The sequence below is a fragment of the Rhodoferax sp. EU05-FHT12H12 genome, assembly GCF_058791215.1.
Map to the genome: position 1 here is coordinate 488,021 of NZ_JBYTDI010000003.1, position 18,304 is coordinate 506,324.

An 18,304-nucleotide genomic window follows, 5' to 3' on the forward strand; every position below is an offset into this window, starting at 1 on the left:
GGTGCGCCCTCAGTTGCCGATGATGGTGAGCAGCTCTTCGCGGGTGCTGGGGTCGGCCATGTACTTGCCGTACATCGGTGCCATCCGGCGCACCATGGGGGCCACGTCTTTCACACGGACAAACTGCACGCCCTGTTTGCTGGCAGTGTCGATGGCGGAGGCCACACGTTTGTTCCACAGCTCGCGCATCAGCAGTGCAGACTCAAGGCCTGCCTTCTGAAACGCCGCCTTGTCCGCCGGGCTCAGGCTGGCCCACAGCTTGGTGGAGACCACCAGCGCTTCGGGCGAGACCACGTGGTTGGTCACATACACCGACTTGGCCACCTTGTAGTGCCCGGTGGATTCGAACGAGGGCATGTTGTTCTCGGCACAGTCCACCGTGTTTTGTTCCAGCGCGCCCAGCACGTCCTTGAAAGGCAGGGCCACCGGGGTGGCTTCCAGCAGCTTCACCATTTCGATGTAAATCTCGGACTGCTGCACGCGGATGCGGGCACCGGCCAGGTCTTTGAAGCTGTTGATCGTGCGGCTGGCGCAATAAAAGGAGCGGCCGCCCCCGTCGTACCAGCCCAGCACCACAAAACCGGCGGCTTGCAGCTTGGCCGCAAAACGTTCGCCCAGCTTGCCGTCCAGGTGCTTGAACATGTGGGCCGAATCGGTAAACAAAAACGGCAGGTTCAGCGCCTTGAGGCCTGGCACAGCTTCAGACAGCGGGCCCGAGCTGAATTCGGCCACATCCACCTCGCCGGCCTTCAGCATCTGCACCGCCTTGGGCTGGTCGCCCAGGGTGGCGTTGGAGAAGATTTCAATCTGGTAACGCCCCCCCGTGTTCTGGGCCACCAGGCTGGCAAACCGTTTCATTGCCTCGGTGACGGGGTAGCCATCGGGGTGGATGTTCCACGCGCGCAGCTTGGTTTGCGCACCCGCGCTGGCGCAGGCCAAGGCCAGCAGGCCGACGAGGGCCCAGCGACGTGCGGAGGGGGTTGCCATCGGGTCAGGCTTGGGCGACTTCGTGGGCACCCATGATTTCGAGCGCACGCACCAGGGCCGAGTGGTCCAGACCAGCCATGCCGTTGGCGGCGCACACCTGCATCAGTTGGGCGGCACCGGCGGTTTGCGGCAGGGCCAGGCCCAGGGTCTTGGCGCCGCTCAGCGCCAGCGCCAGGTCTTTCTGGTGCAGGCCAATGCGGAAGCCCGGGTTGAAGGTGCGTTTGACCATGCGCTCGCCATGCACTTCCAGAATGCGTGAGGAGGCAAACCCGCCCATCAGCGCCTGGCGCACCTTGGCGGGGTCGGCCCCGGCCTTGCTGGCAAACAGCAGGGCTTCGCCCACGGCGGCGATGTTCAGCGCCACGATGATCTGGTTGGCCACCTTGCAGGTCTGGCCGTCGCCATTGCCGCCCACCAGCGTGATGTTTTTGCCCATGTGCTGCAGCAGTGGCAACACGGCATTAAAGGTGGCCTCTTCGGCGCCCACCATGATGGTCAGGCTGGCGGCCTTGGCGCCCACTTCGCCACCCGACACGGGGGCGTCCATGTACTGGCAGTCCAGCGCATTGATCTTGGCCGCAAAGGCCTTGGTGTCCATGGGCGAGATGGAGCTCATGTCCACCACGGTCTTGCCCGCGCTCAAGCCGGCTGCCACGCCGTTGGCGCCAAACAAGACGGCTTCCACGTCCGGTGTGTCGGGCAGCATGAGGAAGATGATGTCGGCCTTCTGCGCCACTTCCTGTGCGCTGGCGCAGGCGTGGCCGCCCGCGTCCAGCAGTGCGGCAGGCACTGCGCTGCGGGTGTTCAGGTAGACGGTGTGGCCGGCGGCGATGAGGTGGCCCGCCATGGGCGCGCCCATGATGCCGAGTCCGATAAATCCGAGAGTTTTCATAGTGTTGCAGTGAAGGTGTGAAAAGACTGGGTGGCAGCGAGTTCTGCGCAGGTCAAGGAGGAGCCCGAAGGGCGGGGGACACGGAGCAGAACACGCTGCCGCCCAGTCTCCCGGCCAGAAAAGAAGTGTTAGCCAAGGTAGCGGTCGCGCAGGGCCTGTGTGGCGTTGCGGAACACGCCCAGGTCGCTGCCCACCGCCACAAAGGTGGCGCCCATGTCCATGTAGCGGCGCGCATCGGCCTCTACCGGCGCCAGGATGCCGGTGGGCTTGCCATGGGCCTTGGCCTGGGCAAACACATGGGCAATGGCGGCTTGCACTTCGGGGTGCGCCGCATTGCCCAAGTGGCCATAACCGGCCGCCAGGTCGGATGGGCCGACAAAAATGCAGTCCACGCCAGGCACGGCAGCAATCTCGCCGCTGGCGGCCACCGCCTCGCGGCTTTCAATCTGCACGGCCACACACATGTGGCGGTTGGCCTCCTGGAAGTAGTTGGGCACCGAGCCATAGCGGTTGCTGCGCTGGGCCACCGAGACGCCGCGCATGCCTTCGGGCGGATAGCGGGTGGCGGCCACGGCCTGCTGGGCTTCTTCGGCGTTCTGCACAAAGGGCACCAGGAAGTTGTAGAAGCCCGCGTCCAGCAGGCGCTTGATTTCGATGGCGTTGTTGCTGGTGGGGCGCACAAAGGGCGCACTCACGCTGTCCTTCAGTGCCATGAGCTGGGGCACAAAGGTCACCACGTCGTTGGGCGAGTGTTCGCCGTCCAACAAAATCCAGTCGAAACCGGCCACACCCAGCACCTCGGCGGTGATGGGGCTGGCCAGCGAGGCCCAGCAGCCAATCAGGCGTTTGCCGGCCAGCAGGTCCTGCTTGAACTGGTTGGGAAAAGGGCGATAAGGGGTAGGGTAGGTCATGGCAATGCCTTCAGGAAATCGGGTCGTTCTGGTGTGGGGTCAGGTGATGGGGGCCGGGTTGAACAGCACCAGCGCGTTGTGCAGCTTCCAGTGTTCGGCCCAGGTCTTTTTGCGTCCGCTGGCCACGTCCAGCATCAGGCGGAACAGCTCCCAGCCCAGGTCTTCAATCGTGGCGTCACCATCGGCAACACGCCCGGCGTTCACGTCCATCAGGTCGTGCCAGCGGCGGGCCAGGTCGGTGCGGGTGGCCACTTTGATCACGGGTACCTCGGCCAGGCCGTAGGGCGTGCCGCGGCCGGTGGTGAACACATGCAGGTTCATGCCCGCAGCGAGCTGCAGCGTGCCGCAGATGAAGTCGCTGGCGGGTGTGGCCGCGTAGTGCAGGCCCTTGTGCTGCAGCTTCTCGCCCGGCGACAGCACGCCGCTGATGGGCGCGGTGCCGGACTTGATGATGGAGCCCATGGCCTTCTCCACGATGTTGGAGAGGCCACCGGCCTTGTTGCCCGGCGTGGTGTTGGCGCTGCGGTCCGCCTGGCCGCGACCCAGGTAGGCGTCGTACCAGGCCATCTCACGGGCCATGGCATCGGCAATCTCGGGGGTGGTGGCGCGCGCGGTCATCTGGTCTACGGCGTCGCGCACTTCGGTGGTCTCCGAGAACATCACCGTGGCACCGGCGCGCACCAGCAGGTCGGTGCAAAAGCCCACGGCCGGGTTGGCGGTTACGCCCGAAAACGCATCGCTGCCGCCACACTGCACCCCTACCACCAGCTCGCTGGCGGGCACGGTTTCGCGTTGGCGGGCATTGAGCCGCTCCAGGTGTGGCACGGCGCTGGCCAGCACCGAGTCGATCATGCTCATGAAGCCCACATGCTTCTCTGCCTGCAGGCACACCACATCGAGCTCTGGCCCGGTTTGAGTGCCAAATGTGCCTGTAGCGCCCGTGCTATCTGTGTGAGCAGCTACTATTTCGATAGCGCGCTTCTCGGCGGGAAACAGGCGTTCGGGTTGCAGCTTTTCGCAGCCCAGGCTCACCACCATCACCTCGCCGCCAAAGTTGGGGTTTTTGGAGATGTTGCGCAGCGTGCGGATGGGGATGATGGCGTCGGGCGCGTCGATGGCCACGCCGCAGCCATAGGCGTGCTCCAGGCCAATCACATCGTCCACATTCGGGTAGCGCGGCAGCAGCTGCTCCTTGATGCGCTGCACCGCAAAGTCCACCACACCGGCCACACATTGCACCGTGGTGGTGATGGCCAGGATGTTGCGCGTGCCCACCGAGCCATCGGCGTTGCGGTAGCCCTCGAAGGTGTAGCCCTCCAGGGGCTCGGCATTCCAGTCGGCCGCTGTGGCACGGGGCAGGTCGGCCAGCGACCGGGCCTCGGGCATGTGCAGCAGGCGCTCGTGCACCCAGGCACCGGCCGGAATGTCTTTCAGGGCATAGCCAATCGGCACGTTGTAGCGCAGCACCGCGGCGTCTTTGGCAATCGCCACCAGCGCCACCTTGTGGCCTTGTGGCACGCGGTCCAGCAGCGTCAGGCCGCTGGGCAAAACGCTGCCCGGCGGCAAGCCGCCGTCATTGACCACGATGGCCACGTTGTCCGCCGCATGCATGGTGATGCAGCGTGGCGTCAGCGGGTTCGAGCTGGGGCTTGAGGACATAGGAGGCTCAGTCCGCCTTGATGTTGCGGCTGCTGATCAGCTTCTGCCAGCGCGCGAATTCCAGCGCCTGGAAGGCGGCGAACTGCTCGGGCGTGTTCAGCACCAGCTCAAAGCCCAGCTCTTGCAGCTTGGGGGCGACGGTGGGGTCCTTGATGGAGGCCACGGCGGCATCCAGCAGGCGTTTTTTCACATCCGCAGGCAGGCCCCGTGGTGCGGCCAGCGCTTGCCAGGAGTTCACGTTGGCGTCTTTCACGCCGCTCTCTTCGAGCGTGGGCACATCGGGCAGCAGGGGTGAGCGTTTGGCGCTGGTGATGGCCAGTGCCCGCAGCTTGCCCGATTTGATCTGGGGCATGGCGGTGTTGATGTTCATGAACGAGGACTCCACCTGGTTGCCCAGCAGGTCGGTCATCACCGGGCCGCCGCCCTTGTAGGGGATGTGGACGCCGCTGGTGCCGGTCTGTTGCCAGAACAGTTCGGCGGTCAGGTGGTCGCTGCTGCCGTTGCCCGATGAGGCAAAGCTCATCTTGTCGGGGTTGGCTTTCAGGTAGGTGATGACCTCGGCCACCGACTTGCGCTCGGAGGCCGCGGGCACCACCAACACGTTGGGCGCTTGCACCGCAATCGTGATGGGCTCCAGGTCTTTCAGCGCGTCGTAGCTCACCTTGACCAGATGGGGGGCAATCACAAAGGGCCCCAGCGAGGCGACCAAGAGGGTGTGGCCATCGGCCGGTGCGCGGGCCACAAACCCTGCGCCAATGGTGCCGGTGGCACCTGCCTTGTTGTCCACCACGAAGGTCACGCCAGCACCCATTTTCTCGGCCATCTTGGTCGAGAGGATGCGGGCGATCTGGTCGGTGGAGCCGCCGGGCGGGAAGGGCACCACCAGGGTGATGGGCTTGTCGGGCCAGGCCATGGCGCCCAAGCTGGTGCCTGCGGCCAAGAGCAAGGTGATCAGTTGCTTTTTCATGCGGTTTCTCCAGGGGTAAAGACGTCGGGTCTTGGGTTCAGTGCAGCAAGAGCTTGGGCAGCCACAGCGAGAACGCGGGCACGTAGGTCACGAGCATCATGCAGGCGAGCAGGGCGCCGTAGAACGGCCAGATGGAGCGCATGACGGCACCAATCGAGATGCCCCCGATGGCACACCCCACCGCCTGGGTCGTACCTACCGGCGGTGTGTTCAGGCCCAAGGCGCAATTGAGCAGCATCACCACGCCGAACTGGGTCGGGTCCATGCCGAATTTCTGGGCAATCGGCAGGAAGATGGGGGTGCAGATCAGCAGCGTGGGCGCCATGTCCAGGAAGGTTCCCAGCACGAACAAAGCCAGATTGATCATCAGAAAAATCATCCAGGGGTTCTGGGTGACCGAGGCCATCAGTGCGCCGGTGCGTTCCGGCACGTCGTACATGGCGAGGAAGTAGCCGAAAGCGCTGGAGATGCCGATCAGGAACAACACCACGCCAGTGGTTTTGCACGCCTTGGCGCAGGACTTGATGAAGTCTTTCCACGACAGCGAACGGTAGGCCACCACGGTGATCAGCAAGGCCCAGAGCACCGCTGTGGCGGCCGATTCCGTGGCCGTGAAGACACCGGACAAGATGCCTCCCAGAATGATGCCCACAATCAGCAAGCCCGGAAGTGCGGCGATGAAGCTGTTAAAGACTTCACCCCAGCCGGGGAATACGCCGCGTGTGGGGTAGCCGCGCTTGATGGCCACGCCATAGGCTGCCAGCAGGTTCAAAGCTGTCAGCAAGAGGGCTGGCACCACACAGGCGAGCATCATGTTCAGCACGCTGACCGACGCAATGCCTGCGGTGGCCAGGGTGTAGAGAATCAGGTTGTGGCTGGTCGGCATCAAGGCGCCGACCAGGGATGCATGGGTGGTCACGTTCACCGCGTAGTCGGTGTCGTAGCCTTCCTTCTTCATCAGCGGAATCATCACCGAGCCCATGGCGGACACGTCCGCCACCGGCGAACCTGCGACGCCGCCGAACAAGGTGCAGCCCACCACGTTGGACATGCCCAAGCCGCCGCGTACATGGCCCACCAGGCTGTTGGCAAAACGCACGATGCGGTGGGCAATGCCACCGTGCAGCATCAGCTCACCGGCAAAGATAAAAAACGGGATGGCCAGGAAGGAGAACACCTGCATGCCCCCCACCATCTTCTGGAACACCACGGCGACCGGCAAGCCGGCAGTGATGATGGTGGCGACCGATGACAGGCCGACCGCGAAGCCCACTGGCACACCGATGATCAACAGCAAGCCGAAGCTCACACCCAAAACTATCAGTTCCATGCCGGCACCACTTCCTTGCCCTGCAGCAGGGCGATCACATGTTCAATCGTAAAAAGCACCACCAGCACGCCGGCAATGATGAGAGGCACGTAGTCCATGCTGGAGGGAATGGGCAGCATGGGTTTCTGGTCGTTCCATTTGAGGGCGGCCCAGATGTAGCCGTTGTAGGCCATCAGCGCGCCAAAGATGCCGACCAGGATGTGGATCAGGATTTCCAGTTTCAGCCGCATGCGCTCGGGCAGCAGGCTGATGATGGAATCCATGCCGATGTGGCCCGCGTCGCGCACGCCCACGGCCACGCCCAGCGCGGTGATATAGAGCACCAGCAGCAAGGCCAATGCCTCTGCCCAGGTGGGGGTGTCGTTAAACACATAGCGCCCGATGACCTGGTATTGCACGCAGGCGATGAGCACGATGAGGCCAACCACCGCAAGCATCAGGCTGAGCTTGGAGAGGGTGGCACAGAAGCGGGTATACATGAACAGCTCCGGTGGATGGGAAACACACCCCGGCAGAAGGCCGGGGTGTTGGAACGACACGCTTACTTGGTGTCTTGCACGGCCTTCACCAGGCGTTTCATGTCAGGTGTGTTGGCGAACTTGTCATACACCGGGCCCATGACGTCCTGGAAGGACTTCTTGTCCACTTCCACGATTTCGGTGCCGGCGGCCTTCACCATGTCGAACTCTTTCTTCTCGTAGGCAGCCCAGGCCGTGCGGTTGAATGCGACCGACGCTTTGGCCGCTGCACGGATCTGGTCTTGCTCAACCTTGGGCAGCTTGTCAAAGGCGGCCTTGGAGAACAGCAGCACTTCGGGGGCCATGGAGTGTTCGGTCTTGTTGTAGTACTTGGCCGCTTCATAGTGGCGGCTGCCAGAACCATAGGAGGGGTAGTTGTTTTCAGCGGCGTCAATGATGCCGGTCTTGAGTGCGGTCATCACTTCACCAAAAGGCATGGGAGTGGGGTTGGCACCCATGGCAGCGGTCAACGCCACCCACAAGTCGGACTGTTGCACGCGGATCTTCATGCCCTTGGTGTCGGCGACCGAGCGCACAGGCTTCTTGCTGTAGATGGAGCGGGCGCCAGAGTCGTAATAGGCCAGCAAAACGAAGCCTTGTGCTTCACAGTCCTTGGCAATTTCTTCACCGATGGGGCCGTCCAGCACCTTGTGCAGGTGGTCCACCGAGCGGAACAGGAAAGGCAGCACCGGGATGTTGGTCTTGGCGCAGACCGAGTTCATCGGGCTGATGTTGACGCGCACCATGTCCAGCGCACCAATCTTCACCTGGTCAATGGTTTCCTTCTCGGTGCCCAAGGCGCCCTTGTTGAATACCTTGATGCTGTGTTTGCCGCCGGTGACCTTCTTGAGCTCGTCGCTCATGAACTTGACCGCGGTGACTGTGGGGTAGTCATCCGAGTTGTGGATGTCGGCCGATTTGAACTCTGTGGCGTGTGCCGCAATGCTCAACAGACTGATGGCGGTGGCCAGGACGGTGGGTACGAACTTCATGCTTGTCTCCTCTTTGGGATGGTTGGTTGAAAGAACGGAAAGCTATCGAACGGGAAACTGGGAAAACAGGGGCTCGGGCCGGCCTTGCACGCCGGGCTCCAGCACCAGCACGGCGCCGTCCAGCGCGGCATCGAAGCCGGGGGCGGGCGTGGCGGGCTGGATGGAGGTGACAAACAGGTGGCGCAGCTCGGGCCCGCCGAACGCGCACATGGCGGGTTTGCTCACGGGCACGGCGATGGACTGCAGCAGCGCGCCGGTGGGGCTGAAGCGGTGCACCTGGCCCGCGTCATTGCCACAGATCCAGTAGCAGCCTTCGGCATCCACGGCGGCACCATCGGGGCGGCCGGGCAGGGGCTGCATGTCCACCCACGCGGTCTGTGGGCCCCAGCTGCCGGTGGCGCCGTCAAAGGTGTGCTGCCAGATCTTTTGCACACTGGGGTGTGAGTCCGACAGGTAGGCGGTGTGCCCATCGGGGCTAAAGGCCATGCCGTTGGGGGTGATGTAACCCTGCAGCACCGGGCCGCGCAGGCCTTGCGTGTCCAGGCAATAGATGCCGCCTGCAGGGCTGGCCAGACCCATGTCACGCACCATGGTGCCGATCCAGAAGCGGCCTTGCGCGTCGCAGCGGCCATCGTTAAAGCGCATGCCGGGCTGCGGATGGCTGATGGTGGCCAGGCATTTCACCTGGGCCATGGGCGGGTCCTGCAGTTCCACTTCAAAAATGCCGCTCTCCATGGCGGCAATCACGGTGCCGCGGGTGCTCAGCGCAATACAGCCCACCCGTTCGGCCAGCGCCCAGCTGTGCTGGATACGGGTGGCCCAGTCCAGGCGGTGGATGCGCTGGCTCTCAATGTCCACCCAATACAAGGCTTGGGTGGCCACCGACCACACGGGCGACTCGCCCACCCGGTCGCGAGCGCTGGAAATGGCAAAAACAGCGGTCATGGCCGGTTTACTTGCCAGCCTTGTGGGCCGTCATGGGCTCGCCCTGGAACAGGAAGCCGCCACCCTGGTAGATCGCGGCAGGGTCGGTGATGTCGGGCTGGGGAGTGCGGGCATAGATGGCCTCGCGGAATGGGTCCGAACTGTCCTGCGGCACGTAGCCCACGTGGCGGGCCGCGCTGTTGTCATACCAGGCCACCGCGTTGTCCGACATGCCGAAGATCGCCGTGTGGCCCAGGATGGGCGTGGTCAGGCAGGCGGTGACCAGGCGGTGCAGGTCGTCAAAGCTGAGCCAGCTGGCCAGCATGCGGCGGTCCCGGGGTTCGGCAAACGAGGAGCCGATGCGCACGCAGGCGGTCTCGATGCCGTAGCGGTCGTAATACATGCGGGACAGGTCTTCACCAAACGCCTTGCTCACGCCATACAGGCTGTCGGGGCGGGCCGGGTGGTTCAGCGTGATGGTTTCGCTCTGCTTGTAAAAGCCGGTCACGTGGTTGGAGCTGGCAAACACCACGCGCTTCACGCCAAACTTGCGGGCCGCTTCGTACAGGTTGTAGACGCCCAGGATGTTGGCCTGCATGATCGGCTCGAATGCGGCTTCGACGGAAATGCCGCCAAAGTGCACGATGGCCTGACAACCCTGCACCATGGCGTCCACGGCGGCGGCATCGGCCAGGTCGGCCAGGGCGATTTCTTCGCCGGCACGTGCGGGGCCAAAATCGGCGCGGTCGGAGAGGCGCAGCACCTCGCAATTGGCCTTCAGGCGCTCGCGCATGGCCGTGCCCAAGCCGCCTGCGGCACCGGTCATCAGCAAAGTGTGGTGTACTTTGATCGTCATGAAATGTATGCTGTCTTGTCAGTTGTATGTTGTCTGATGTGTTAAATTGTCAACACCTGTTCCAACCGAGTCAAGGGCTTTTCCATGGACCTAGTGCAAACCCCTAGAGCCTCCGTCGCGCAACCGTCACCTGCTGATGTCGGGGATGTGGCGCGTCCGCGCCGCGCCCGAGGTCTGGTCAATGAAGTGGTGGAAAGCCTGGCCGCCAGCATCCGCGAAGGGGCCATCCCGCCCGGTGCCAAGTTGCCCACCGAATCCGAAATCGTGGCCCGCTTTGACGTGAGCCGCACCGTGGTGCGCGAAGCCATTTCGCGTCTGCAGGCCAACCGCCTGGTGGAAACACGGCACGGTGTGGGCACCTTTGCGCTGGCGCCCCAGAGCAGCGGCAACTTCCAGATTGCTGACGTGGACTTTGCCACCGTGGCCGACGTGATTGCCCTGCTGGAGCTGCGTATTTCACTGGAGACTGAGGCCGCCGGCCTGGCCGCCCAGCGCCGCACCGAGGCGAATTTGCAGGCCATGCAGGCCATGCTCGATGCCTTCCAGACCTCCATTCTGGAAGACTCGGACGCCGTGCCCTCTGACTTCAGCTTCCATATGGAAGTGGCCAAGGCCACCGGCAACCGCCACTTTGCCGACCTGATGACCTACCTGGGCACCATGATCATTCCGCGCACCCGGATCAACACCGCCAGCAGCGCGCCCGAGGGGCGTTTGAACTACCTGCGCCGGGTGCACGGCGAGCACGAATACATCTTCAACGCCATCCGCAACCAGGACGCCGATGCCGCCCGCGCGGCCATGCGCACGCACCTGGCCAACAGCAAAGACCGCCTCAGAAAGTCCCAACCCGACGCGGTTTAGTTGTATGATGTCTGATGTGTAGGGGCGCCACCCACCCATTCCTTCGAGCGCCCCGCAGAGGAGACTGACCATGACCCCTACTGAATCCGGCGCCGTGCGCGGCGCGCCCACCGTCACCGCCTTGCGTGTCATCCCCGTTGCGGGCCACGACGGCATGCTGATGAACCTGAGCGGCGCCCACGCGCCGTTTTTCACCCGCAACATCGTCATCCTGACCGACAGCAGCGGCAACACCGGCGTGGGCGAAGTGCCCGGCGGCGAGAAGATTCGCCAGACGCTGGAAGATGCGGCCACCCTGGTGGTGGGCCAGTCCATCGGCAACTACAACGCCATCCTCAACCGCATGCGTGAGGCCTTTGCCGCGCGCGACAGCGAAGGCCGCGGCCAGCAAACCTTCGACCTGCGCGTGGCCATCCACGCCGTCACGGCGGTGGAATGCGCCTTGCTCGATTTGCTGGGCAAGTTTTTGAACGTGCCAGTGGCGGCCCTTTTGGGCGACGGCCAGCAACGCGACAGCGTGGCGGTGCTGGGCTACCTGTTTTATGTGGGTGACCGCAAAGCCACCGACTTGCCCTACATCAGCGAACCGGATGCCGAGGACGACTGGAAACGCCTGCGCCACGAAAAAGCCATGGACGCCGAGGGCGTGGTGCGCCTGGCCGAAGCCGCGTATGCGCGCTACGGCTTTCAGGACTTCAAGCTCAAAGGCGGTGTGCTGCGTGGCGAGGAAGAGGTGGAGGCCATCCGTGCGCTGCACGCACGTTTTCCGCAAGCCCGCATCACCCTGGACCCGAATGGCGGCTGGCTGCTGAAAGACGCGGTGCGCCTGTGCCGCGACCTGCATGGCGTGATGGCCTATGCCGAAGACCCGTGCGGTGCCGAAGGCGTGTTCTCTGGCCGCGAAGTGGTGGCCGAATTCCGCCGCGCCACCGGCCTGCCCACCGCCACCAACATGATTGCCACCGACTGGCGCGAGCTGGCGCATTCGCTGGCGCTGCAGTCGGTCGATATTCCGCTGGCCGACCCGCACTTCTGGACCATGCAGGGTTCGGTGCGCGTGGCGCAGGTGTGCCAGACCTGGGGGCTGACCTGGGGTTCGCACTCCAACAACCACTTTGATGTGTCGCTGGCCATGTTCACGCATGTGGCTGCCGCGGCACCCGGCAAGGTCACCGCGATCGACACGCACTGGATCTGGCAAGACGGCCAGCGCCTCACCAAAGATCCGCTGCAGATCGTGGGCGGCCAGATCGCCGTGCCCACCACACCCGGCCTGGGCGTGGAGCTGGACATGGCGGAAGTGGAGAAGGCGCACCAGCTGTACCTGCAGCACGGCCTAGGCGCGCGCAACGACGCCATGGCCATGCAGTACCTGATTCCGGGCTGGGCATTCAACCCCAAGAGCCCTTGCCTGGTACGCTGAAATCAGCGGGTCTTGCCTCTGATTTTTAAGCCAAATTGGCCTCTAGCCCGCTTGGATGCTGCGCAAGCAGCTCCTGTTTTAGGAGCGTTTTTGGCCCGGAGGCTGCGCCGAAGTTAGCGCGCACCCTCGGCCAACTGCCGTGCCAAGCGGTTGTGGCGCTCCATCAGCGGGCCCAGGTCCACGGTCTCCAGATGCCCCTCGCGCACCACCACTTTGCCATTCACGACCGTGTAGTCGGCCTGTGGGCTGGCGCACAGCAGCAGGCTGCCCACGGGGTCGTGTACGGCGCCACCGGCAAAACCCAGCGTGTCCAGGTCAAACAACACCAGGTCGGCGCACATGCCCACCGCCAGGTGGCCGATGTCGGCGCGGCCCAGCACCTGCGCGCCGCCGCGCGTGGCCACGCTCAGCGCGTCGCGCGCCGTCATCTCGGCCGGGCCCAGGTCGCAGCCAAAGAAGGTGCGGCCCTCGCGCACTTCGGGCGCTTGCATGGCGCGGCCCACGCGGGCCAGCAGCAGGGCCTGGCGCGCTTCGTTCACCATGTGCGCTGCATCGTTGCTGGCACTGCCGTCCACGCCCAGACCCACGGGCACACCGGCGTTGAGCATCTTGCGCACGGGCGCAATGCCGCTGGCCAGGCGCATATTGCTGCACGGGCAGTGCGCCACGCCGGTGCGGCTGGCGGCGAACAGGCCGATGCCTTCGTCGTCCAGCTTCACGCAGTGGGCATGCCATACGTCGTGGCCCAGCCAGCCCAGGTCTTGTGCGTACTGCGTGGGGGTGCAGCCAAACTTCTCGCGGCTGTAGGCCAGGTCGTGGTCGTTCTCGGCCAGGTGGGTGTGCAGGCGCGCGCCGTAGGTTCGGGCCAGCAGTGCCGATTCGCGCATCAGGTCGCGGCTCACGCTGAACGGGGAGCAGGGCGCCACCGCAATGTTGAGCATGGAGCCGTGCGCAGCGTCGTGGTACTGCTCAATCAGGCGCTGCGTGTCTTTCAAGATGAAGTCCTCGCGCTCCACCACACGGTCCGGTGGCAAGCCGCCCTGGCTCTGGCCCACGCTCATGCTGCCACGCGTTGCCACAAATCGCATGCCGATGTCGGCCGCGGCTTCGATGCTGTCGTCCAGCCGCACGCCGTTGGGGTAGATGTAGAGGTGGTCGCTGCTGGTGGTGCAACCACTCAGCAGCAGCTCGGCCATGGCAATCTGTGTGCTCACGTGCACCATTTCGGGCGTGAGCCCGGCCCAGATCGGGTACAGCCCGCGCAGCCAGCCAAACAGCTCGGCGTTCTGCACCTCCGGTATCGCCCGCGTGAGGCTCTGGTACATATGGTGGTGCGTGTTGACCAGCCCGGGCGTGACCAGGTGGTGGCGGGCGTCAATCACCTCTTCGGCCTGCAGCGCGTGGGGCGGCAGATCGGCCGTGGCGCCGATAAAGGCGATGCGATTGCCCTCGATATAAATGGATGCGTCGCGCAGCTCGGTGGATTGCGCCGGGGCGGCGTTGTCAAAGGTGGCAATGGCCCGCGCGTGGTGGATCAGCAAAGTGCCCATGTCAGAGTCTCTCCGTCAAACAAGTTTTCCACCTGCAAAGGTGGGTCCTGCCGAGGCCGAATCCCGCTGGCGGGCCAGACCGGCCACCAGAGGCGAGCACCACGTTGCCGAGCATCCCGGGCTGTGCTTGCGCATTGCGCCAGCGGATTTTGCCCCAGTTCCTTCAAAATAAAGCGATGACCATGCCAAGCCAAACTACTTCCCACTTCTCCGAGCTGGCGCCGCGCGATGTGCTGGGCCAGCTCTACTGGGCCGCTGTGCGCCAGGCGCTGCCGGCCCACACGCTGGCGGGCTTTTTGCCCCCCGTCCCCAAGGGCCGCACCCTGGTGCTGGGCGCCGGCAAGGCTGGTGGCGCCATGGCCCATGCGCTGGATGCGCTGTGGCCGCAAGACGCGCCCCTCAGCGGGCTGGTGGTCACCCGATACGACCACACCCCGCCCCGCCCGGCCGACGCCGCGCCCCAGCGCATCGAGGTGGTGGAAGCTGCCCACCCCGTGCCCGATGCGGCAGGCCTGGCCGCCGCGCAACGCATCCTGGCGCTGACGGATGGGCTGACGGCGGACGACCTGGTGATCTGCCTCATCTCGGGCGGCGGTTCCTCGCTGCTGACCCTGCCCGCGCAGTGGGCGGGCGGTGGCATCAGCCTGGCGGACAAACAACGCATCAACCAACTGCTGCTGGAGAGCGGTGCCGGCATTCAGGAGATGAACTGCGTGCGCAAGCACCTCTCCGCCATCAAGGGCGGGCGCCTGGCCGCGGCCTGCCACCCGGCCCAGGTGGTGACACTGCTGATCAGCGATGTGCCGGGCGACGACCCCAGCGTCATTGCCAGTGGCCCGACCGTTCCCGACCCCACTACCGCGGCAGAGGCGCTATCAATATTGAAGCGGCTTGCGCAGCATTCATCGGGGCTGGAGCTCAATTCCATTGAAAAAATGCTGGAAAGCGGGGCGCTGGAGACTCCCAAGCCGGGTGATGCGGTATTTGCCCGCAACACGGTGCACCTGATCGCCACGCCCCAGCAGTCCCTGCAGGCGGCGGCAGACGCGGCCCGTGCCATGGGCCTGAACGCCTATGTGCTCAGCGACGAGCTGGAAGGCGAGTCGCGCGAGGTGGGCAAGGTGCACGCCGCCTTGGCCCGCACCGCCGCCCAGCGGCCCGCGTCCCCACAGCAGCCGTTTGCCAAGCCGTGTGTGATCTTGAGCGGTGGCGAAACCACGGTCACTGTGCGCCCGCGCCGCGAAGGCGCCGCCAAGGGCCGGGGCGGCCGGGCCGGCGAGTTCTGCATGGGCCTCGCCCAGGCGCTGCAAGGCCAGGCCGGTGTGTGGGCGCTGGCCGCCGACACCGACGGCATTGACGGCGTGGAAGACAACGCCGGTGCCCTGGTGGCACCCGATACGCTGGCCCGTGCCGCCGCCGCCGGGGTGTCGCTGGCCGACTGCCTGGACCGCAACGACGCGGTGGGCTTTTTTGCGCCACTGGGCGACCTGTTCACCACCGGCCCCACCCACACCAACGTCAACGACTTCCGGGCCCTGCTGGTGGTGTAGCGCGGCCGGGCGCCTGCGCAAACGTTGATATGCCTCAAGGTCTGGCGGCCGCTGGCGGGGCACAGTGGCAGCCATGTTGGCCCCCTTACCACCCACACTTGCCACCTTGTTGGCAACCTATCCCTCGGAGACGCGCTCGGAGGGCAGCCGCTTGCTGACCCGTGGCCAGATGTCTGCCCAGGTCTTGTACCTGGAGAGCGGACGTGTGGTGCTGGGAGTCGCGGGCAGCGCCAATACCCATGGGGAGCTGCTGGAGCACCAGCTGGGTGCCCAGTTGGAGTCGGGCTGGCTGGACGCCACGGCCGCCGTGCTGAACCTGCCTGCCGCCATGGACGCCGTGGCCGAAACCCCGGTGCAACTGCGCGCTGTGCCCTTGCCCGTTTTTCGGGATGCACTGTTCGATGCCCGCGCACCTCTGGGCAGTGTGTTGCTGGATGTGGCGCATGCCCACCGCCAGCAAACCGAGCTGGCGGTCAGCCGCCTGGCCAAAGACGCCGAGGCGCGCTGCGCCGAATGGCTGCTGCGCCATGCCCAAAACAGCGAACAGGGCGTCTGCTCGGTGCAGCTGCAGCAGCGCAAGCGTCTGATTGCCGCCCAGCTGGGCATTGCGCCCGAAACCCTGTCGCGTGTGCTGCGCAATCTGCGCGAGCGCAGCCTCATCAGCGGCTCGGGCCGCACCCTGAATCTGGTGGACCCGCCGGGCCTGCGGTCTTTGGCAGGGGGTTAAGCCCCGCGCTTGCGGATAGGATGGGTGCATGGGCTGCCTGCTGTGGTGGCTCGGCAAACTGACCCACCCTCTGCAAGAGCACCATGTTCAAAATTTACTGGACCGATGAAACCGGCCAAGTCCACGGCCAAGAGGCCGAGGCCATCGTGCAGGCCCTGCAAATCACCAAAGAAAAACGCGACGCCGGCCACACCTTTGTGACCATGGCCAGCGAGAACCCGCAGAACGCCGGCAAGCCCGGTGTGGACACGGTGGCAGATGGCAAGACACCTGATGGCCAGGACTACGACTGGTCCAAGGCCGGCCGCGCCGGTCGCCCCCGCAAGACCGACCGCATCATCACCAACAAGGACCGCTGATGGTGTGCCGCTTCAGGCGGGCGCTCACCTTGCCATTGACGTTCCGATGACGTTTGCACCGCGTTGCTCCTCGCGTATAGTGGCACCAAGCATAGCCGCGCAGTCCTAACTACAAAGCGGCATTCCTTTTGGGGGAGGTGCCAATGACACCTGTGGCTGACCTTTCAGCCCCAGTATTGCCCGTCACGAAGCGCAGACGGCTGTTTGCCGTGGTCTGGGTTTTTGTGGGTGTGGTGGTGGGCCTTTTTGTGCTGACCTACCTCAGCATTCGCCTGCTTTCTGCCGTGCGCGCCTATGTGGAGGGCGAGGGACTGTGGTCCAAGGGGCAGAAGGACGCTATCTACGCCCTGACCCGCTACACCCTGTACGCCAACGAGGCCGATTACAGCGCCTACCTGATGGCACTGGCCGTCAACACCGGCGACCGGCAGGCCCGCATCGAGCTGGAGAAGCCGGACCCGGATCTGGATATTGCCCGCGACGGTTTTTTGCAGGGGCGCAATCACCCGGACGACATCGATGGCATGGTGTTTTTGTTTCGGAACTTTCGCAAGCTGCCCGATATCGACAAGGCCATCACCATCTGGGCCGCTGCGGACCATCACATTGAGACCTTGACGCAGGTGGGCGAGCGCATTCGCACGGCCATTCGGGCAGGTCCGTTGCCACCCGAACAGGCGCGGCAGTTCCTGTTGCAACTGCACGCGATCAACAATGCGCTGACGCCGCTGGAAGACCGTTTCTCCTCTACGCTGGGCGAGGCCGCGCGCAAGTACACCCAGATCATTCTGGTGCTCATGTTCTTCGTCGTGGTGCTCATGCTCACGCTGGCCTATTTGTTCTCGCGGCGCCTGTTTTTGCAGTTCGAGCTCACACAGGAGGCGCTGCGCAGCGGCGAAGAGCAGCTCAAAAGCGTGCTGCAGTTTGCCCCCTTGCCCATCATCATCGTGCGCCTGTCCGACGAGCGCGTGCTCTATGCAAACAACCATGCGCGCCTGCAGTTCCGCCTGGGGGCAACTTCGCTGGAGCGCTTGCGCCCGCGGGATTTCTACGTCAACGGTGCCGACCGCGACCGACTGATCGCTGCGCTGGAGGCCACCGGCAGCGTGACCGACCTGGAGCTTTTGTTGCAAGATGCAGATGGCAAACCCTTCTGGGGGCTGTATTCCTCGCAGCGCATTCGTTACGAGGGGCATGTGTGTGTGATGACCGCGCTGCTCAACGTGGATGAGCGCAAGCGTGCGCACGACGAGCTGCGCTACCGTGCCTACCACGATGCCCTGACCGGCTTGCCCAACCGTGCCATGTTTATGGACACGCTCAAACGCAGCCTGCATCGCATGGAGCGCAGCGGTGGGACGAGTTCTCTGCTGTTCATCGACCTGGACCATTTCAAGGCCATCAACGATGAACTGGGCCACGACATGGGCGACCTGCTGCTGCGGCAAGTGGCACAGCGTATTCAGGACTGTGTGCGCGAAGGGGACTTGGTCGCCCGTCTGGGGGGCGACGAGTTTGTGGTGCTGGTGGAAGGGAACGACGACCCCCACCGCATGGCCGACAAGGTGCTCAACGTTCTGCGGCCTGATTACCAATTGGGGGCCCACACCGTCCGCATCACGGCGAGTATTGGGGTTAGCTGCTTTCCGCAGCATGGCACGGAGCTTGACACCCTGCTGAGCGCGGCCGACTTTGCCATGTACCAGGCCAAGACGGCCGGCCGCAACGGCGTGCAGTTTTATGCCCGACCCCATTAGCGGGCAAACATCCCTCAGAGGCACGGCGGACAATTTTT

17 protein-coding genes are annotated in these 18,304 nt (G+C 64.5%); 6 read left to right on the forward strand and 11 right to left on the reverse strand.

Features of this window, described 5'->3' with window-relative positions:
- Positions 1–9 precede the first annotated feature (9 nt).
- From AC3WS7_RS11780 to AC3WS7_RS11825, 10 genes are all read right to left on the reverse strand, one after another.
- Positions 10–987 (reverse strand): TRAP transporter substrate-binding protein, encoded by a 978-nt coding sequence (locus AC3WS7_RS11780; protein WP_296469043.1) that lies wholly within the window; start codon positions 985–987, stop codon positions 10–12.
- A gap of 4 nt (positions 988–991) precedes the next feature.
- Positions 992–1,879, reverse strand: a complete 888-nt coding sequence (locus AC3WS7_RS11785; protein WP_492656470.1) for a 2-hydroxy-3-oxopropionate reductase — start codon at positions 1,877–1,879, stop codon at positions 992–994.
- Between the two features lie 128 nt (positions 1,880–2,007).
- Entirely contained in the window at positions 2,008–2,790 is a 783-nt protein-coding gene (garL, locus tag AC3WS7_RS11790) for a 2-dehydro-3-deoxyglucarate aldolase (protein ID WP_492656471.1), read from the reverse strand.
- A gap of 39 nt (positions 2,791–2,829) precedes the next feature.
- The gene (gene garD, locus AC3WS7_RS11795; protein WP_492656472.1) at positions 2,830–4,449 is read right to left on the reverse strand and encodes a galactarate dehydratase; all 1,620 of its coding nucleotides are present in this window, start codon (positions 4,447–4,449) and stop codon (positions 2,830–2,832) included.
- A 7-nt stretch (positions 4,450–4,456) separates the two neighbouring features.
- Positions 4,457–5,416 (reverse strand): Bug family tripartite tricarboxylate transporter substrate binding protein, encoded by a 960-nt coding sequence (locus AC3WS7_RS11800; protein ID WP_296469051.1) that lies wholly within the window; start codon positions 5,414–5,416, stop codon positions 4,457–4,459.
- Positions 5,417–5,453: 37 nt separating this feature from the next.
- The gene (locus AC3WS7_RS11805; RefSeq protein WP_492656473.1) at positions 5,454–6,746 is read right to left on the reverse strand and encodes a TRAP transporter large permease; all 1,293 of its coding nucleotides are present in this window, start codon (positions 6,744–6,746) and stop codon (positions 5,454–5,456) included.
- Positions 6,737–7,225: a TRAP transporter small permease gene (locus tag AC3WS7_RS11810; RefSeq protein ID WP_492656474.1), complete on the reverse strand. Its 489-nt coding sequence runs from the start codon at positions 7,223–7,225 to the stop codon at positions 6,737–6,739. Before AC3WS7_RS11810 ends, AC3WS7_RS11805 begins: the two co-directional genes overlap by 10 nt.
- A gap of 62 nt (positions 7,226–7,287) precedes the next feature.
- The gene (locus AC3WS7_RS11815) at positions 7,288–8,256 is read right to left on the reverse strand and encodes a TRAP transporter substrate-binding protein (RefSeq protein ID WP_492656475.1); all 969 of its coding nucleotides are present in this window, start codon (positions 8,254–8,256) and stop codon (positions 7,288–7,290) included.
- 42 nt (positions 8,257–8,298) lie between these two features.
- Complete coding sequence (locus AC3WS7_RS11820; protein ID WP_296469061.1) at positions 8,299–9,201, reverse strand: SMP-30/gluconolactonase/LRE family protein; 903 nt, start codon at positions 9,199–9,201, stop codon at positions 8,299–8,301.
- 7 nt (positions 9,202–9,208) lie between these two features.
- A complete protein-coding gene (locus AC3WS7_RS11825; protein ID WP_492656476.1) occupies positions 9,209–10,036 on the reverse strand; it encodes an NAD-dependent epimerase/dehydratase family protein in 828 nt (275 codons plus the stop codon).
- 84 nt (positions 10,037–10,120) lie between these two features.
- Here AC3WS7_RS11825 and AC3WS7_RS11830 point away from each other — a divergent pair, with 84 nt between their 5' ends.
- Together AC3WS7_RS11830 and gudD are read left to right on the forward strand one after the other, a co-directional pair.
- Positions 10,121–10,900, forward strand: a complete 780-nt coding sequence (locus AC3WS7_RS11830) for a FadR/GntR family transcriptional regulator (RefSeq protein ID WP_296469064.1) — start codon at positions 10,121–10,123, stop codon at positions 10,898–10,900.
- Between the two features lie 70 nt (positions 10,901–10,970).
- Entirely contained in the window at positions 10,971–12,323 is a 1,353-nt protein-coding gene (gene gudD / locus AC3WS7_RS11835) for a glucarate dehydratase (RefSeq protein ID WP_492656477.1), read from the forward strand.
- Positions 12,324–12,436: 113 nt separating this feature from the next.
- On the opposite strand, the gene AC3WS7_RS11840 is transcribed toward gudD, so the two are convergent.
- Complete coding sequence (locus tag AC3WS7_RS11840; protein WP_492656478.1) at positions 12,437–13,873, reverse strand: 8-oxoguanine deaminase; 1,437 nt, start codon at positions 13,871–13,873, stop codon at positions 12,437–12,439.
- Between the two features lie 182 nt (positions 13,874–14,055).
- On the opposite strand from AC3WS7_RS11840, the gene AC3WS7_RS11845 reads away from it, so the two are divergent.
- The 4 genes from AC3WS7_RS11845 (at position 14,056) to AC3WS7_RS11860 (ending at position 18,266) form a co-directional block, all read left to right on the forward strand.
- Positions 14,056–15,423, forward strand: a complete 1,368-nt coding sequence (locus AC3WS7_RS11845) for a glycerate kinase type-2 family protein (RefSeq protein WP_492656479.1) — start codon at positions 14,056–14,058, stop codon at positions 15,421–15,423.
- 73 nt (positions 15,424–15,496) lie between these two features.
- On the forward strand, positions 15,497–16,150 hold the full coding sequence (locus AC3WS7_RS11850; RefSeq protein WP_296469070.1) for a Crp/Fnr family transcriptional regulator: 654 nt from the start codon (positions 15,497–15,499) through the stop codon (positions 16,148–16,150).
- 83 nt (positions 16,151–16,233) lie between these two features.
- The gene (locus AC3WS7_RS11855) at positions 16,234–16,509 is read left to right on the forward strand and encodes a hypothetical protein (protein ID WP_296469071.1); all 276 of its coding nucleotides are present in this window, start codon (positions 16,234–16,236) and stop codon (positions 16,507–16,509) included.
- 176 nt (positions 16,510–16,685) lie between these two features.
- Complete coding sequence (locus tag AC3WS7_RS11860; protein WP_492656480.1) at positions 16,686–18,266, forward strand: diguanylate cyclase domain-containing protein; 1,581 nt, start codon at positions 16,686–16,688, stop codon at positions 18,264–18,266.
- The last annotated feature ends 38 nt before the right edge of the window (positions 18,267–18,304 follow it).

Bases quoted from the DNA above. Each gene is read 5' to 3' on its own strand.
- AC3WS7_RS11780 (WP_296469043.1), bottom strand. From the start codon at position 987: ATGGCAACCCCCTCCGCACGTCGCTGGGCCCTCGTCGGCCTGCTGGCC.
- AC3WS7_RS11785 (WP_492656470.1), bottom strand. From the start codon at position 1,879: ATGAAAACTCTCGGATTTATCGGACTCGGCATCATGGGCGCGCCCATG.
- garL (WP_492656471.1), bottom strand. From the start codon at position 2,790: ATGACCTACCCTACCCCTTATCGCCCTTTTCCCAACCAGTTCAAGCAG.
- garD (WP_492656472.1), bottom strand. From the start codon at position 4,449: ATGTCCTCAAGCCCCAGCTCGAACCCGCTGACGCCACGCTGCATCACC.
- AC3WS7_RS11800 (WP_296469051.1), bottom strand. From the start codon at position 5,416: ATGAAAAAGCAACTGATCACCTTGCTCTTGGCCGCAGGCACCAGCTTG.
- AC3WS7_RS11805 (WP_492656473.1), bottom strand. From the start codon at position 6,746: ATGGAACTGATAGTTTTGGGTGTGAGCTTCGGCTTGCTGTTGATCATC.
- AC3WS7_RS11810 (WP_492656474.1), bottom strand. From the start codon at position 7,225: ATGTATACCCGCTTCTGTGCCACCCTCTCCAAGCTCAGCCTGATGCTT.
- AC3WS7_RS11815 (WP_492656475.1), bottom strand. From the start codon at position 8,256: ATGAAGTTCGTACCCACCGTCCTGGCCACCGCCATCAGTCTGTTGAGC.
- AC3WS7_RS11820 (WP_296469061.1), bottom strand. From the start codon at position 9,201: ATGACCGCTGTTTTTGCCATTTCCAGCGCTCGCGACCGGGTGGGCGAG.
- AC3WS7_RS11825 (WP_492656476.1), bottom strand. From the start codon at position 10,036: ATGACGATCAAAGTACACCACACTTTGCTGATGACCGGTGCCGCAGGC.
- AC3WS7_RS11830 (WP_296469064.1), top strand. From the start codon at position 10,121: ATGGACCTAGTGCAAACCCCTAGAGCCTCCGTCGCGCAACCGTCACCT.
- gudD (WP_492656477.1), top strand. From the start codon at position 10,971: ATGACCCCTACTGAATCCGGCGCCGTGCGCGGCGCGCCCACCGTCACC.
- AC3WS7_RS11840 (WP_492656478.1), bottom strand. From the start codon at position 13,873: ATGGGCACTTTGCTGATCCACCACGCGCGGGCCATTGCCACCTTTGAC.
- AC3WS7_RS11845 (WP_492656479.1), top strand. From the start codon at position 14,056: ATGCCAAGCCAAACTACTTCCCACTTCTCCGAGCTGGCGCCGCGCGAT.
- AC3WS7_RS11850 (WP_296469070.1), top strand. From the start codon at position 15,497: ATGTTGGCCCCCTTACCACCCACACTTGCCACCTTGTTGGCAACCTAT.
- AC3WS7_RS11855 (WP_296469071.1), top strand. From the start codon at position 16,234: ATGTTCAAAATTTACTGGACCGATGAAACCGGCCAAGTCCACGGCCAA.